This window comes from Streptomyces sp. NPDC001750, from assembly GCF_042892615.1.
Lineage (GTDB): Bacteria > Actinomycetota > Actinomycetes > Streptomycetales > Streptomycetaceae > Streptomyces.
Map to the genome: position 1 here is coordinate 578774 of NZ_JBIAUE010000001.1, position 14736 is coordinate 593509.

Annotated in this window: 15 protein-coding genes; 8 read left to right on the forward strand and 7 right to left on the reverse strand. The window is 69.3% G+C overall.

What is annotated here, in order from left to right; genetic code table 11:
• Positions 1-25: 25 nt before the first annotated feature.
• From ACFYY6_RS02605 to ACFYY6_RS02620, 4 genes are read right to left on the reverse strand one after another with little or no spacing between them, the layout of a single operon-like run.
• Positions 26-1372 (reverse strand): NADH-quinone oxidoreductase subunit D, encoded by a 1347-nt coding sequence (locus tag ACFYY6_RS02605; RefSeq protein WP_351517722.1) that lies wholly within the window; start codon positions 1370-1372, stop codon positions 26-28.
• Positions 1372-2097: an NADH-quinone oxidoreductase subunit C gene (locus ACFYY6_RS02610; RefSeq protein WP_351517721.1), complete on the reverse strand. Its 726-nt coding sequence runs from the start codon at positions 2095-2097 to the stop codon at positions 1372-1374. The genes ACFYY6_RS02605 and ACFYY6_RS02610 overlap by 1 nt, the downstream gene beginning before the upstream one ends.
• Positions 2094-2648: an NADH-quinone oxidoreductase subunit B family protein gene (locus ACFYY6_RS02615; protein ID WP_351517720.1), complete on the reverse strand. Its 555-nt coding sequence runs from the start codon at positions 2646-2648 to the stop codon at positions 2094-2096. Before ACFYY6_RS02615 ends, ACFYY6_RS02610 begins: the two co-directional genes overlap by 4 nt.
• Before the next feature lie 18 nt (positions 2649-2666).
• Positions 2667-3026, reverse strand: a complete 360-nt coding sequence (locus tag ACFYY6_RS02620; protein WP_031093067.1) for an NADH-quinone oxidoreductase subunit A — start codon at positions 3024-3026, stop codon at positions 2667-2669.
• 921 nt (positions 3027-3947) lie between these two features.
• Between ACFYY6_RS02620 and ACFYY6_RS02625 the strand changes: the two genes are divergently transcribed.
• From ACFYY6_RS02625 to ACFYY6_RS02650, 6 genes are all read left to right on the forward strand, one after another.
• Positions 3948-4790, forward strand: coding sequence for a C40 family peptidase (locus ACFYY6_RS02625; protein ID WP_351517717.1), 843 nt, complete (start codon positions 3948-3950; stop codon positions 4788-4790).
• A 238-nt stretch (positions 4791-5028) separates the two neighbouring features.
• Positions 5029-6405 carry an acyltransferase gene (locus ACFYY6_RS02630; protein WP_389191321.1) on the forward strand — a complete coding sequence of 459 codons (1377 nt, stop codon included), beginning with the start codon at positions 5029-5031 and terminating at the stop codon, positions 6403-6405.
• Between the two features lie 171 nt (positions 6406-6576).
• Positions 6577-7581, forward strand: coding sequence for an ElyC/SanA/YdcF family protein (locus ACFYY6_RS02635; protein WP_351517715.1), 1005 nt, complete (start codon positions 6577-6579; stop codon positions 7579-7581).
• A gap of 188 nt (positions 7582-7769) precedes the next feature.
• Positions 7770-8624 carry a helix-turn-helix transcriptional regulator gene (locus tag ACFYY6_RS02640; RefSeq protein ID WP_351517713.1) on the forward strand — a complete coding sequence of 285 codons (855 nt, stop codon included), beginning with the start codon at positions 7770-7772 and terminating at the stop codon, positions 8622-8624.
• A gap of 11 nt (positions 8625-8635) precedes the next feature.
• Complete coding sequence (locus ACFYY6_RS02645; protein ID WP_351517711.1) at positions 8636-8836, forward strand: DUF397 domain-containing protein; 201 nt, start codon at positions 8636-8638, stop codon at positions 8834-8836.
• Between the two features lie 454 nt (positions 8837-9290).
• Positions 9291-10586, forward strand: coding sequence for an MraY family glycosyltransferase (locus ACFYY6_RS02650; protein WP_351517710.1), 1296 nt, complete (start codon positions 9291-9293; stop codon positions 10584-10586).
• A gap of 214 nt (positions 10587-10800) precedes the next feature.
• On the opposite strand, the gene ACFYY6_RS02655 is transcribed toward ACFYY6_RS02650, so the two are convergent.
• The 3 genes from ACFYY6_RS02655 to ACFYY6_RS02665 form a co-directional block, all read right to left on the reverse strand.
• Positions 10801-10968, reverse strand: a complete 168-nt coding sequence (locus ACFYY6_RS02655; RefSeq protein ID WP_388648639.1) for a hypothetical protein — start codon at positions 10966-10968, stop codon at positions 10801-10803.
• Between the two features lie 547 nt (positions 10969-11515).
• Positions 11516-12799, reverse strand: a complete 1284-nt coding sequence (locus tag ACFYY6_RS02660; protein ID WP_351517706.1) for a geranylgeranyl reductase family protein — start codon at positions 12797-12799, stop codon at positions 11516-11518.
• A gap of 292 nt (positions 12800-13091) precedes the next feature.
• Complete coding sequence (locus ACFYY6_RS02665; protein ID WP_360119341.1) at positions 13092-13784, reverse strand: demethylmenaquinone methyltransferase; 693 nt, start codon at positions 13782-13784, stop codon at positions 13092-13094.
• A gap of 125 nt (positions 13785-13909) precedes the next feature.
• On the opposite strand from ACFYY6_RS02665, the gene ACFYY6_RS02670 reads away from it, so the two are divergent.
• Positions 13910-14203 carry a metalloregulator ArsR/SmtB family transcription factor gene (locus tag ACFYY6_RS02670; protein ID WP_351517703.1) on the forward strand — a complete coding sequence of 98 codons (294 nt, stop codon included), beginning with the start codon at positions 13910-13912 and terminating at the stop codon, positions 14201-14203.
• Positions 14200-14586 carry a VOC family protein gene (locus ACFYY6_RS02675; RefSeq protein ID WP_351517702.1) on the forward strand — a complete coding sequence of 129 codons (387 nt, stop codon included), beginning with the start codon at positions 14200-14202 and terminating at the stop codon, positions 14584-14586. Before ACFYY6_RS02670 ends, ACFYY6_RS02675 begins: the two co-directional genes overlap by 4 nt.
• Positions 14587-14736: the final 150 nt, after the last annotated feature.

Below are 14736 nucleotides of genomic sequence, written 5' to 3' on the forward strand. Positions count from 1 at the left end.
AGACTGACTTCCTGGCGTGCTTCGGTCACCGGTCGACGCCTCCCATCACGGGGTCGATGGACGCGACGGCGACGATGACGTCGGCGACCTGGCCGCCCTCGCACATCGCCGCCATGGCCTGGAGGTTGGTGAAGGACGGGTCGCGGAAGTGGACCCGGTGGGGGCGGGTGCCGCCGTCGGACACGACGTGCACGCCGAGTTCGCCCTTGGGCGACTCGACGGCGGTGTACGCCTGCCCGGCCGGGACCCGGAAGCCCTCGGTCACCAGCTTGAAGTGGTGGATCAGGGCCTCCATGGAGGTGCCCATGATCTTCTTGATGTGGTCGGGCGAGTTGCCGAGCCCGTCGGGGCCGAGCGCGAGCTGGGCCGGCCAGGCGATCTTCTTGTCGGCGACCATCACCGGTCCGGGTTCGAGCCGGTCGATGCACTGCTCGACGATCCGCAGCGACTGGCGCATCTCCTCCAGGCGGATGAGGAAGCGGCCGTAGGCGTCGCAGCTGTCGGCGGTCGGGACGTCGAAGTCGTAGGTCTCGTACCCGCAGTAGGGGTCGGTCCTGCGCAGGTCGTGCGGGAGTCCGGCGGAGCGCAGGATCGGGCCGGTGGCGCCGAGTGCCGTGCAGCCGGTCAGGTCGAGGTAGCCGACGTCCTGCATGCGGGCCTTGAAGATGGGGTTGCCGGTGGCGAGCTTGTCGTACTCCGGCAGGTTCCTCTTCATGGTCTTCACGAACTCGCGGAGCTGGTCGATCGCGCCGGGCGGCAGGTCCTGGGCGAGTCCGCCGGGCCGGATGAACGCATGGTTCATGCGCAGGCCGGTGATCAGCTCGAAGAGGTCGAGGACGAGCTCGCGGTCGCGGAACCCGTAGATCATGATCGTGGTGGCGCCGAGCTCCATGCCGCCGGTGGCGATGCACACCAGGTGCGAGGAGATCCGGTTGAGTTCCATCAGCAGCACACGCAGGACGGTGGCCCGGTCGGGGATCTGGTCCTCGATGCCGAGGAGCTTCTCGACGCCGAGGCAGTACGCCGCCTCGTTGAAGAACGGCGTCAGGTAGTCCATGCGCGTCACGAACGTGGTGCCCTGGGTCCAGCTCCGGAATTCGAGGTTCTTCTCGATGCCGGTGTGGAGGTAGCCGATGCCGCAGCGGGCCTCGGTGACGGTCTCGCCGTCGATCTCCAGGATCAGCCGCAGCACCCCGTGCGTGGACGGATGCTGGGGGCCCATGTTGACGATGATGCGTTCGTCGTCGGACTTGACCGCGGACTCGGCGATCTCGTCCCAGTCGCCGCCGGTGACCGTGTACACGGTCCCCTCGGTCGTGGCACGGGAGTCCGACAGGGGCGTCCCGGGATGCGTTGCGTGGGGAGTAGACATCAGGAGTACGACCTCCGCTGGTCCGGAGCCGGGATCTGGGCGCCCTTGTACTCGACGGCGATGCCGCCGAGCGGGTAGTCCTTGCGCTGCGGGAAGCCCTGCCAGTCGTCCGGCATCATGATCCGGGTGAGGGCGGGGTGCCCGTCGAAGACGAGCCCGAAGAAGTCGTACGCCTCGCGCTCGTGCCAGTCGTTGGTCGGGTAGACCGCGACGAGCGACGGGATGTGCGGGTCGCTGTCCGGGGCCGACACCTCCAGGCGGATCAGCCGGCCGTGGGTGATCGAGCGCAGGTGGTAGACGGCGTGCAGCTCGCGGCCCTTGTCGCCGAGGAAGTGGACGCCGCTCACGCCGGTGCACAGCTCGAAGCGGAGCGCCGGGTCGTCGCGCAGCGTGCGGGCCACCCGGACGAGGTGTTCGCGGGCGATGTGGAAGGTGAGTTCGCCGCGGTCGACGACGGTCTTCTCGATGGCGTCGGCGGGCAGCAGGTCCTGCTCCTCCAGGGCCCCTTCGAGTTCGTCGGCCACCTCGTCGAACCAGCCGCCGTAGGGGCGGGACGAGGCGCCGGGCAGCGCCACGGTGCGGACGAGGCCGCCGTAGCCGGAGGTGTCGCCGCCGTTGTTCGCGCCGAACATGCCCCTGCGTACGCCGATGACCTCGCCGCTCTCGTCGCGCGGTGCGGGCAGGCCGTCCGCGCCGCCGCGCTCGTGGCCGTGGTTCTCGCTCATCGCAGCAGCCCCTTCATCTCGATCAGGGGAAGGGCCTTGAGCGCCGCGTCCTCCGCCTCGCGGGCGGCCTCCTCCGCGTTGACCCCGAGCTTGGTGTTCTGGATCTTCTGGTGGAGCTTGAGGATCGCGTCCATCAGCATCTCGGGCCGCGGCGGGCAACCGGGCAAATAGATGTCAACCGGCACAATATGATCAACACCCTGAACAATGGCGTAGTTATTGAACATTCCGCCCGATGAGGCGCAAACCCCCATGGAGATCACCCACTTGGGGTTGGGCATCTGGTCGTAGACCTGCCGCAGGACGGGCGCCATCTTCTGACTGACCCGTCCCGCCACGATCATCAGATCCGCCTGGCGCGGAGATCCGCGGAAGACCTCCATCCCGAAACGGGCCAGGTCGTAGCGCCCCGCGCCGGTCGTCATCATCTCGATGGCGCAGCAGGCGAGACCGAACGTGGCGGGGAAGACGGAGGACTTCCGCACCCATCCCGCGGCCTGTTCGACGGTGGTCAGCATGAAGCCGCTGGGCAGCTTCTCTTCGAGTCCCATGGTGTGCCCCTCAGCCCCTCAGTCCCATTCCAGGCCGCCGCGACGCCATACGTACGCGTAGGCGACGAAGACGGTGAGCACGAAGAGCAGCATCTCCACGAGCCCGAAGATCCCCAGCGCGTCGAAGGTGACCGCCCAGGGATAGAGGAAGACGATCTCGATGTCGAAGACGATGAAGAGCATCGCCGTCAGGTAGTACTTGATGGGGAAGCGGCCGCCGCCGGCCGGAGTGGGGGTGGGTTCGATCCCGCACTCGTACGCTTCGAGCTTCGCCCGGTTGTATCGCCTGGGGCCGATAAGCGTGGCCATGACCACGGAGAAGATCGCAAACCCTGCCCCGAGGGCGCCGAGCACGAGGATGGGCGCGTAGGCATTCACGCTCCTCGCTCCTTCCAGTCGTCCTTGACCGTTGGACCGCATCGGGCGTTTCCGGCTCGCCACCCCGCATCAAGATCGTGCACATGTGAGGCAGTTCACAAGCCCGACTGCCCCGCATCTTATGCCCGCCGTCCTGTGATCTGCGACACGGGGTAGTAGACGGAGTTTGTGATCTCCACCACCAGGCGAACGATCATGAAGCCGGATGAGGGCCGATCTTTTCACTCAAAGCGGCAGTGCCGTTACGAGATGTGACATCTGGTGCTGTCGTCGCTGGTCAAAGCCTTGTTCCATTAACAATGGAACGCCACTACATGCAAATTGGCAATGGACAGCGATGCATGATATGGGCATCCATCCCACTCCGGACTCACCCGCGCGAGGGGGTCCGTGCGGAGCGAAGTGGACGTGTGCACGCATTCACGATCTTCCGGACGCGCGACGCGTGGTGCCCGTGAGCCGACGGGGCGCTCATGGAAGATCCCGCGCGACCGCGCCCCCGGACCGCCCGCGCGACCTTCGACCGGCAGTGCCCCGAACCCTCCGCGCACCCCTCCGCACCGCCCCGCCGCGCGAGCGGTTCGCACGACTGTCCGCGCGACCACCCGCACAATCCCCGAGCGAATCGCCCACATGGATCGCGCACACCCCGCACGTCGCGATCAGGATGTGACCTGCGTCACTCGCCCACCATCCCGAGAAAAGCGGGCTTGGCCATCAGTGCGCATGGATGGTAAGTGGCGGGCATTTCGGACGAATTGGCGAAAGTCCGTGATCACAGCGGTGATCAGGCGTGCCCGATTTGCCCGTTACGGCGTCAATAAAGCTCACCGGAAAGCGGATTCAGAGATTCCGAACGTAACTGTGTCGCAACACACGTTTCTTGATGGGAGCCCCGACGCCCTGATAGCGCTAGTACTCATGTCCCACACCGCTCACATACCCAGCCACCGGAAGCCCCGCCGCAGCGCACCGAAGACGGCGCTGCGCGCCGGAGTTGCCGGTGGCGTCCTCAGCACCATCGCGGTCGCGGGCGCGGCCGGTCCGGCCCAGGCCGAGCCGGTGACCCGGACGATCGAGATGCCCACCATCACCGACGGCCTCTCCACCGCCGTCGCCGCCTCCGCCCAGGCGACCCAGCAGGTCGCTCAGGACCTTCGGACGCAGGCCCAGCAGGACGAGGCCGCGGCCTCCGCCGCGAAGGCCGCCAAGAAGGCCAAGGCCGAGGCGGTCCGCAAGGCCGAGGCCAAGAAGAAGGCGGAGGCCGCCGCCAAGGCGAAGGCCGAGGCCGCGCTGCGCGCCTCGCGCACCCAGGCCCGTACGACGCTCAGCGCGCCCACCGGCGGTTCCCCCGCGAGCACGGCCGTCGCCTCCTCGTCCTCCTCTTCCTCGTCCTCGTCGAGCGCGACCGGTTCCGCAGCGTCCGTCGTCTCCTTCGTGAAGGCCCAGGTCGGCGACGCGTACGTGTCCGGTGGCACCGGCCCCAACTCGTGGGACTGCTCCGGCCTCGTCCAGGCGGCGTTCCGTACGGTGGGCGTCGACCTGCCGCGCATCTCGCAGGCCCAGTCCACCGCCGGCACCCAGGTCTCCCTGAGCAACCTTCAGCCGGGCGACATCCTGTACTGGGGCGGCGCGGGCAGCGCGTACCACGTCGCGGTGTACGTGGGCGGCGGCGAGTTCGTCGGCGCGCAGAACTCCAGCACCGGCGTGGTGCAGCGCTCCCTTTCGTACGACCCGCCGTCCGGTGCGGTCCGCGTTCTCTGATTCACAAGCGCGATACGCGCGAAGGGCCGTCGCTCCCCTCCTTGCCCGGGGGCGACGGCCCTTCGCCATGAGCGGGTCGGCCCCTCCCCCGCCTCCGGCCCGGCCGTGACCGCCCTGGGCACCACGACGGGCGGGCGCCGGTGGGGAAGACCCCACCACAGCACCCGGTGCTGACCCCCGGAAGGATTCGGGTGCCCTCTTTACTGTGTGTATCCGCCGCTGATCACACAATAATTGAATGCAGCCGACGCGAGCTCATTCATCAAGTCACGGTCGTGACTCGTTCATAGACATCATCCGAGCGCTGTGCGTGCTTGCTGTCATTTCCCAGCACTGGCTGATGCCGGTCCTTTCCTATGAGCATGGGCATTTGAGTACCGGGAATGCCCTCGCCAGCCCTGGATGGTGGATTGTCACCTGGCTGACGCAGGTCATGCCCATGGTGTTCTTCGCCGGCGGAGCCGCCAATTTCTTCTCGTTCCGAGCCGTGGACTCGGTGCGCGACTGGCTCCGGAGCCGGATCGCACGCCTCCTGGCGCCGGTCGTCCCGTTGGCCGCCGTATGGCTGCTGTTGCCCCATGTGCTGGTGAGTGAAGGTGTGCCTGCCCAACCGGTGCTGATAGCCGGAAAGATCGCCGGTCAGCTGCTCTGGTTCCTCGCCGTCTACCTGCTTGTCATCGCGGCCACTCCGGTCATGTTCAAGCTGTATCACCGGCACGGATGGCGCGTGATCGGAATTCTTGCCGTCTGTTCCCTGACCGTCGACGTATTGCGCTTCGAGGTCAGCCCCGCGATCGGCTATCTGAATGCCTTGTTCGTTTGGCTGGCGGCCCACCAATTCGGCTTCCACTATGCCGACGGCGGCCTGCGCAAGTGGGCCGACTGGAAATCCTCGGGTCTGGCCGTCGCCGGCTTCGGACTCACCGCGGCCGCTGTTCTCCTCGGGCCCTACCCGGCGTCCATGATCGGAATGCCCGGCGCCCCCGTCTCCAACATGAGCCCTCCGACCGCGGTGATGCTGTCGCTGACGATCGGCCAGCTCGGACTGTGGCTGACGCTCAAGCCCGTGATGACGCGACTCGCTGAACGGCCGTTCGCCGTCGCCGTCCTGCGGTGGTGCGGGGCCCGGTTCATGACCCTGTACCTCTGGCACATGCCGGCGCTCGTGGTCACCGCGGGAATCTCGGTCGTCGGGCTCGGCTTCGCATCACCGACGCCCGGCAGCCCGATGTGGTTCGCCGTGGCTCCGGTGTGGGTCGGCGTCGCGGGGATCTTCCTGGGATGCTTCACCGGACTCTTCGGCCGGTTCGAGATCCGCCGCAGGTCCGACAGGACGCCGCGTACGAGTCTCCACAGGGTCGTTCTTTCGGCCGTGCTCTCCTCCTGCGGTCTCCTCGGGCTCGCGGCTCAGGGCTTCATGTCCCCCGGAAACCCGCTGGGCCCGGTGCTCTGGGTGCTGATGGTGCTGTCGGGGCTGCTCCTCGTACGGGAGAAGAGCATCCCGGCAACCATCGACGTGCGATGGTCCCGCACGGGACCCGCTCATGCGGGGGTCCGCCATGACGGCGCCCGGGCTCTCACGGCAAAGGCGGGGGGCGAGGGCCTCGCACCCTGAGCGCGACCGGCTCCGCCGCCGTCCGTCGTCTGCCTCGTCGGGGCCCGGTGCACCGCCGGCCGCCCGGATCCGCCCGAGCCGCCTTCAAGCCGGGGCTGCGTCCTGTGCCGGGATCGGGGCCCCGCCCGAGACCCCGATCCCGGCAGAGCGGAAATGCCTATGATCAGCGACATGCTCAGCTTCGCCCCTGCTCTGGTGTTTCTCTCCGCCTTTGCGATCAGCGTGCGCCAGGACCGCAGAATGTTCCGCAATGCCGTGCTTCTGGGGCTGACCGTCATCAGCGCCGGGGCCGGCCTGCTGCTGAGCCGGCCCGAGCACGCCGGGGTGCTGCTGATGCTGTACCTCGTCCTTCCCGCGTTCGCCAGCCTCGTCCTGTCGGCGTTCCTGATCGCGAACGGCCTGACGATGGTGCGCAAGGAGGGGCGCAGCCCCGCCAACCTCCTCTCCCTGCTGACCGGGCTGGCGATCATCGCCCTGTACTTCGTGCTGAACGTCCTGGGCCGCAATCCCTCGGCCCTCACATCACTCGTTCTGGCGATCCTGCTCATGCTGTGCGCCTACGTCTCCTTCCTCTTCGTCTGCTTTCTCGGCTACGCCTTCCTCTACGGCCGGATCGTCGTGCGCGGGGACGTGGATTTCGTGGTGATGCTGGGGGCGGGGCTGCTCGGCGGTGAGCGGGTCTCCCCGTTGCTGGCCTCGCGCCTGCGCGAAGGGCTGCGGATCCACGACCGGCAGGTGGCACGCGGCGGGCGGGCGCCCCGGCTGCTCACGTCCGGCGGCCAGGGACCGGACGAGAAGGTGCCGGAGGCCACGGCCATGGCCGGATGGCTGGTCGGGAACGGCGCGCCGGCGGCCCACGTGCTCACCGAGGAGCGCTCCCGCGACACGGAGGAGAACCTCCGTTTCAGCCGCGTGATCATGGAGGCGGAGAAGCCGGACTACACCTGTGTGGTGGTCACCAACAACTTTCACGCGTTCCGCGCCGCGATGACCGCCCGCCGGGAGGGAGTGCGCGGACAGGTGCTGGGCTCCCCCACCGCCCGGTATTTCTGGCCGAGCGCCACCATCCGCGAGTTCGTGGCCGTGCTCTGGGAGAACCGGACCGTCAATCTCGCCATGACCGCCCTGATGGCGGGGCTGGGCCTGCTGCTCACCCTTCCGCAGTGGTGGTCCTGACGCCCCGCTCCTCCAACTCGCCCGAACGGGGCCGGACTTCGCACCACCACGGCTGCTGGGCGGCATCGGCGCGGAACCCCTGAGACACATGAGCACCCGGAGCAGGATTGCCGTCAGCGCCTCACGACGACCGGGTGGACCGGACCGTCCGCACCGCGCCAGACTGTGCGCGATCAGAGGAAGGTGACATGCCACCGAGGGACAACCCCACCGCACGACAGGTGCGCCTGGGCTGCGAGTTGAGAAAGCTGCGCGAGCAGGCCGGCATGACCGCGCGCGAGGCCGCCGGGCTGATCTCCACCGACCAGGCGAAGATCAGCCATATCGAGGCGGGCCGCATCGGCGTGAGCGAGGAACGGATCCGCCGCCTGGCGAGCTTCTACTCGTGCGACGACTCCGCGTTGATCGACGCGCTGTGCGCCATCGCGCGCGAGCACCGGGGACAGTTCTGGTGGGACGAGTACCGCGGTGTGCTGGCGCCCGGCTTCCTGAACATCGCGGAGCTGGAGCACCACGCCCGTTACATGCGCTGCCTCCAGCCCGTGATGGCACCCGGGCTGCTCCAGACCCCGGAGTACGCGCGGGCGCTCTTCGGGGGCGTCCTTCCCAAGCTGCCCGAGGACGAGGTCGAGGCGCGGGTCGAGCACCGGATGCGCAGACAGACCGTGCTCGACCGCGAGGTGCCGCCGAAGTTCGACGTCGTCATCCACGAGGCCGGACTGCGCATGCGGATAGGCGGCCGCAAGGTGGCGCGCGCCCAGTTGGAACGCCTCCTGGAGGCGGCGGACCGGCCGGCGGTGACCCTGCGTGTGATCCCGTTTGCCAGCGAGCAGTTCGTCGAGGCGACGCAGACCGTGCTGTACGCGGGCGGCGTGACACCGCAGCTGGACACCGTCCACATCGATGCGCCGTTCGGCGGGGGCCAGCTGGACGCCGTGGCCGATCTGAACCGGTATCGCGTGCAGCTCGACTTCGCGGAACAGGCCGGTCTCGACCCCGAGGAGTCGCGCAGCTTCATTCACCACCTCGCTCGCGACCTGTGATAATCCGCGCCATGGACACTCAGATCAGCTGGCAGAAGTCGTCGTTCTCCGGCGGCGGCGGAGAGCAGTGCGTCGAGGTCGCACGGCACGCCGGGGAGATCCTGTTGCGCGAGAGCGACGACCCGCGCGTGGTCACCCGGACGAGCCGCGACGAGTTCGCCGCGCTCGTCCAGGGCGTCAAGGCGGGCGAGTTCGACCACTTCGCCCGTTAGTACGCCCCGCCGTCACATGCGAGAGCCCCTGACCCTTTTCTCCCTCCGGGCAGGGGCTCTCGCACGTGACGGGCACCTACGCCCAGGAGCAGGGTTGCGCCCGGCGCACGTACGACGCCGCGGTCATCGCGCGTCGCCACCCGTCGGAGCCGAACGCCCCACCGGGCCCGGCGAGCCCGTCGGCTCGCCCCGCACCTGCCGTCCGGCGGCGACCTGCGGAGGCTCGGCATCCGGCCATCCCCGCCCGGCACCCCGCGATTCCGGAATACGCATGGGTTAGGCTCGGCGGGGCGCAGCGAGGGGCCTCGACCGGGATCCGGAGCCAGGATCCAGTGCCGCCGTGCATCGGACTCGCCGATCGGCCCGTCCCAACCCTGAGCAGCAGCCCCGGAGAAGCGGAACCGGAAGAAGCTGTTCAGGAATCGGCCCGACGGGCCGGGATGTGAGGCCGCCCGTGCGGGACTACTTGCTCATGCTGTTCATCACGGCGGCGGTGACCCATCTTCTGACCGGCCCGGTGCGGAAGTTCGCCATCGCGATCGGCGCGATGCCGGAGATCCGGGCGCGCGACGTCCACCGAGAGCCCACTCCGCGCCTCGGCGGGATCGCCATGTTCGGCGGGCTGCTGACCGGTTATCTGGTGGGCTCCCATCTCCCGTACATGGAGGAGATCTTCACCCAGAGCTCGACGCCCCGGGCGCTGCTGTCCGGTGCCACGATCATCTGGCTGTTGGGTGTCCTGGACGACAAGTGGGAGCTGGACTCGCTGGTCAAGCTCGGCGGGCAGGTGCTCGCCGCCGGGGTGATGGTGTTCCAGGGGCTGACGATCCTCTGGCTCCCGGTGCCGGGCACCGACGGGTTCTACCTCGCCGACTGGCAGGGCACGCTGCTGACCGTCGGGCTGATCCTGGTCACCATCAACGCGGTCAACTTCGTCGACGGACTCGACGGGCTGTCCGCGGGCACGGTCGGCATCGCGGCGACGGCGTTCTTCCTGTACGCGTACCGGCTCTGGTACGGCTACGGCATCGAGTCGGCCGCCTCCACCACCCTGATCTCCGCGATCCTCGCGGGCATGTGCCTCGGGTTCCTGGTCCACAACTCGCACCCGGCGCGCATCTTCATGGGCGACTCGGGCTCCATGCTGCTCGGGCTGCTGATCGCGGGCTGCGCGGTCTCGGTCACGGGCGAGGTCGACCCGAGCCTCCTCAACCAGTCGGTCGACGGCACGGCCGGATCGGCCGCGATGGTGCCGGTCTACATTCCGCTGCTGCTGCCGCTGTCCGTGATCGCGCTGCCCATCGCCGACCTCGTGCTCGCGGTCGTCCGGCGCACATGGAACGGGAAGTCGCCGTTCGCCGCCGACAAGGGCCACCTCCACCACCGGCTGCTGCAGCTCGGCCACTCGCACCGGCGGGCCGTGCTGCTGATGTACTTCTGGTCGGCGCTGTTCTCGTTCGGGATCGTGGCGTTCTCAGCCCGCGGCGCCAAGTCGTGGATCCTGTACGGCGTCACATGCGTCTGCGCGCTGGGGCTCGTCCTGCTGCTCCAGCCCCGTTACGAGACCGCCCTCGCCCGCCGCCTGGGCTCGCTCACGCCGCGCTGGTACCGGAAGGGCCGGACGCACCTGGCCCCCAAGGACTCCGAGGCCGAACGGCACACGGAGACGGACGCCGAACGGCCGCTGCCGCAGGCGGAGGACGACCGCGTGAAGGCGGGGGCCGGCGTCGGCAGCGGCCTCAGGCGATGAAGGCGAGCAGGAGGGCGAGCACCGCGCCCGCGGCACCGCAGACCACCCCGACCAGGGCCTGACCGGGGTTCTGTGCCTCGCCGCGCGCGGCCATCGCGCGGCCGGCCGGCCCCCCTGTTCGTCGCGCGGTGCGTGGCGCAGGTCGGTCAAGGTGATCCGGTCGGCGAGTCCGGCATCGATAGGAGCGGCCTCGACACTGCCGGGCTCGGCAGGCTCAAGGGGGGCTTCGGCGAGGGAAGCCGACCGCGGCGCTCTGGTCGGGGTACATCTCCGGCACATGGTCGGCGGTGTGGACGAGCGCCACGGTGCGGTAGTCCCGGCCGAGCATCCGTTGCAGGTGCTGGCCCAGGGGCAGTGTGGTGAGGCCGCCGCCGAACTCCAAAGAAAGAAGCCGTCTTGTGGATGTGGTTGTTGTGTGCCGCAAGGACGGTCCGGGTCCCCGGTTCGGCGTGGTCCAGGTGCCGACGCAGGGACTCGGCCGGGTAGATCTCTCGCACCGACAGGTCCGCGGCCAGGCCCCGACCGGACATCAGCGCGTTTCCCGCCTGCAACATGTAGTCGGTGTGGCAGACCGCTTCCACCCGGCGCCGGGCGATGTCGAAGCGGCTCTGGCTGCCGCAGGAGGCGTAGAGCGTTCGACGGCGCGCAGCCGCAGCAACAGCCGTGCCAGTACGGCAGTCAGTTTGTTCTGCTCGGCGGTCTCCAGGCCGGCCCATGCGGGCGCGGCCGTGGCGCCGGAACCGCGGGTCATGCGCCGCGCTCACCGACTGAGCACGGCCGTAGCCGGCACGGCCCGGGGCGCGGACCGGCGGATCACAGAAACATTCACACGCGCCGGAGCCCGCCCGGCGGCCACGGGAAACGGGCAGCCGGGCGGGTCGGGAAGGGCCGGATCGGGAGGAAAGAGGCCGGGGGACCGGGGCGGCGGATCAGGCCCTCGGGGCCACCTTGGAGAGGCCGTTGATGATCCGGTCCATGGCGTCGCCGCCCGTCGGGTCGGTCAGGTTGGCGAGCATCTTCAGCGTGAACTTCATCAGCAGCGGGTGCGTCAGACCGCGCTGGGTGGCGACCTTCATCACCTTCGGGTTGCCGATCAGCTTCACGAAGGCGCGGCCCAGCGTGTAGTAGCCGCCGTAGGTCTCCTTGAGCACCTTCGGGTAGTTGGTGAGGGCCAGTTCGCGCTGGGCGGGGGTGGCGCGGGCATGCGCCTGGACGATGACGTCGGCGGCGATCTGGCCCGACTCCATGGCGTACGCGATGCCTTCGCCGTTGAACGGGTTGACCATGCCGCCCGCGTCGCCGACGAGCAGCAGGCCGCGGGTGTAGTGCGGCTGGCGGTTGAACGCCATCGGCAGGGCGGCGCCGCGGATCGGGTCCGTCATGTTCTCCGGGGTGAAGCCCCAGTCCTCCGGCATCGAGGCGCACCACGCCTTGAGGACCTCGCGCCAGTCCAGCTCCTTGAACGCGGACGAGGAGTTGAGGATGCCGAGACCGACGTTGGACGTGCCGTCGCCCATGCCGAAGATCCAGCCGTAGCCGGGCAGCAGCCGGTCCTGCGGACCGCGCCGGTCCCACAGCTCCAGCCAGGACTCCAGGTAGTCGTCGTCGTGCCGGGGCGAGGTGAAGTACGTGCGCACGGCGACGCCCATCGGGCGGTCGTCGCGGCGGTGCAGGCCCATCGCGAGCGACAGCCGGGAGGAGTTGCCGTCGGCGGCGACGACGAGCGGGGCGTGGAAGGTGACCGGGGTCTTCTCCTCGCCGAGCTTGGCGTGGACGCCGGTGATGCGGCCGGTGCGGTCGTCGATGACCGGGGCGCCGACGTTGCAGCGCTCGTGCAGCCGCGCGCCCGCCTTCTGCGCCTGCCGGGCCAGCTGCTCGTCGAAGTCGTCGCGCTTGCGGACCAGTCCGTAGTTCGGGTAGGAGGCGAGCTCCGGCCAGTCGAGCTGGAGGCGCATGCCACCGCCGATGATGCGCAGGCCCTTGTTGCGCAGCCAGCCGGCCTCTTCGGAGATGTCGATGCCCATGGCGGCGAGCTGCTTGGTGGCGCGCGGGGTGAGGCCGTCGCCGCAGACCTTCTCGCGAGGGAAGGCCGTCTTCTCCAGCAGCAGGACGTCCAGCCCGGCCTTGGCGAGGTAGTACGCGGTGGTGGAACCGGCCGGGCCTGCCCCGACGACGATCACGTCCGCGCTGTGCTCGGAGAGGGGCTCGGTCACGGTCGGATCTCCCGGAGGCTCGAAAGCGCGTGCCGCGCGGCACCTGTCCCATGCAGTCTATGGGGGTCCCTCGCCCGGCTCCCGGAGGGCTCCTCGATCGGGGCCGGGATCGGTTCCGAAGAGGTGGACCGAAGGGGCGGGCCGAAGGGGCGGGCCGAACGACCGGTCCCGAGGACCCGGTTCCGGGGCCGAGCGGAACGTCCGGTTCCGAAGGGCCGGTTCGGAGAAGCCGGGCGGAGGGGCCGTGCGGAACGCGCCCCTCCGAAGATCCGGCTCCGAAGGACCGGGAGGACTACGCGCGCACGCCCCGGTGCAGGGTCACCACACCGCCGGTGAGGTTGCGCCAGGCGACCTTCGACCAGCCGGCCCGCTGGAGCTTCGCCGCGAGCCCCGGCTGGTCGGGCCAGGCGCGGATGGACTCGGCGAGGTACACGTACGCGTCCGGGTTGGACGACACCGCGCGCGCGACCGGAGGCAGCGCCCGCATCAGGTACTCGGTGTACACCGTGCGGAACGGCGTCCATGTCGGCTTCGAGAACTCGCAGATGACCACCCGGCCGCCCGGCTTCGTCACCCGATACAGCTCGCGCAGCGCCGCGTCCGTGTCCTGGACGTTGCGCAGCCCGAAGGAGATCGTCACGGCGTCGAAGGTCTCGTCGCGGAACGGCAGCTTCGTGGCGTCGCCCGCGGTGAACGGCATCCACGAGTGGCGCCGCTTCCCCTCCCGCAGCATGCCGAGGGAGAAGTCGCAGGGCACCACGTACGCGCCGGTCGCGGCGAACGGCAGCGAGGACGTCGCCGTGCCCGCCGCCAGGTCCAGGATCTTCTCCGCGGGCCGGGCGTGCACCGCCTTCGCGACCTCCTTGCGCCAGAGCCGGGCCTGGCCGAGGGACAGCACGTCGTTGGTGAGGTCGTAGTTGGCCGCCACGTCGTCGAACATCGTGGCGACTTCGTGCGGCTGCTTGTCCAGGGAAGCTCGGATCACCCGTCCATTCAAGCAGCCCGGTCCGCGGCGCCTCGCGCCGGTCGCGCCCGGGGCGCGTCTCCTCGCCCGGCGGCCCGGAGTACCCCACCTGGTAGGCAAGCCGCGACTTGCCTATGGTGGTGGTCATGGCGGACGACGTCTTCAAGGCACTGGCCGACCCGACCCGTCGGCGCATCCTCGACGAGTTGGCGGAACGGGACGGTCAGACCCTGTTCGAGATATGCACGCGGCTGGCGACCAAGCACGGTCTGGGCCTGTCCCGCCAGGCGATCAGCCAGCATCTGGCCGTGCTCGAATCGGCGGGTCTGGTCCTCTCCCGGCGCCAGGGCCGCTACAAGTTCCATGATCTGAACACCGAGCCGCTTGAGCGGATCGCGACCCGATGGCTCAGGCCCGACGCACCGGAGAACACCCCATGAAGATCCATCTGACCAGCGTCTTCGTCGACGACCAGGCCAAGGCCCTGCACTTCTACACCGACGTCCTGGGCTTCGTGAAGAAGCACGACGTCCCGGTGGGCGAGGCCCGGTGGCTGACCGTGGTCTCGCCGGAGGATCCCGACGGGACCGAGCTGCTGCTCGAACCCTCCGGCCATCCCGCCGTGCAGCCGTACAAGGACGCGCTGGTCCAGGACGGCATCCCGGCCACCTCCTTCGCCGTGGACGACGTACGGGCGGAGTTCGACCGGCTGCGCGGGCTCGGGGTGCACTTCACCCAGGAACCGCTGGAGATGGGCCAGGTCACCACCGCGGTCTTCGACGACACCTGCGGCAACCTGATCCAGATCGTGCACAGCGCGTAGGGCGCCCACCGCGCGGGCCCGGGTCGCGCCGCACCTATACCGGGTCGCGCCGGTCCCGCTCGTGATGTGGCGGAATGAGCCGATCGTGTCCACCGGCACTCATGGCGGATGAGGAGCACGGAGCAACCGCGAGCGGGGAGGCCGGATGCC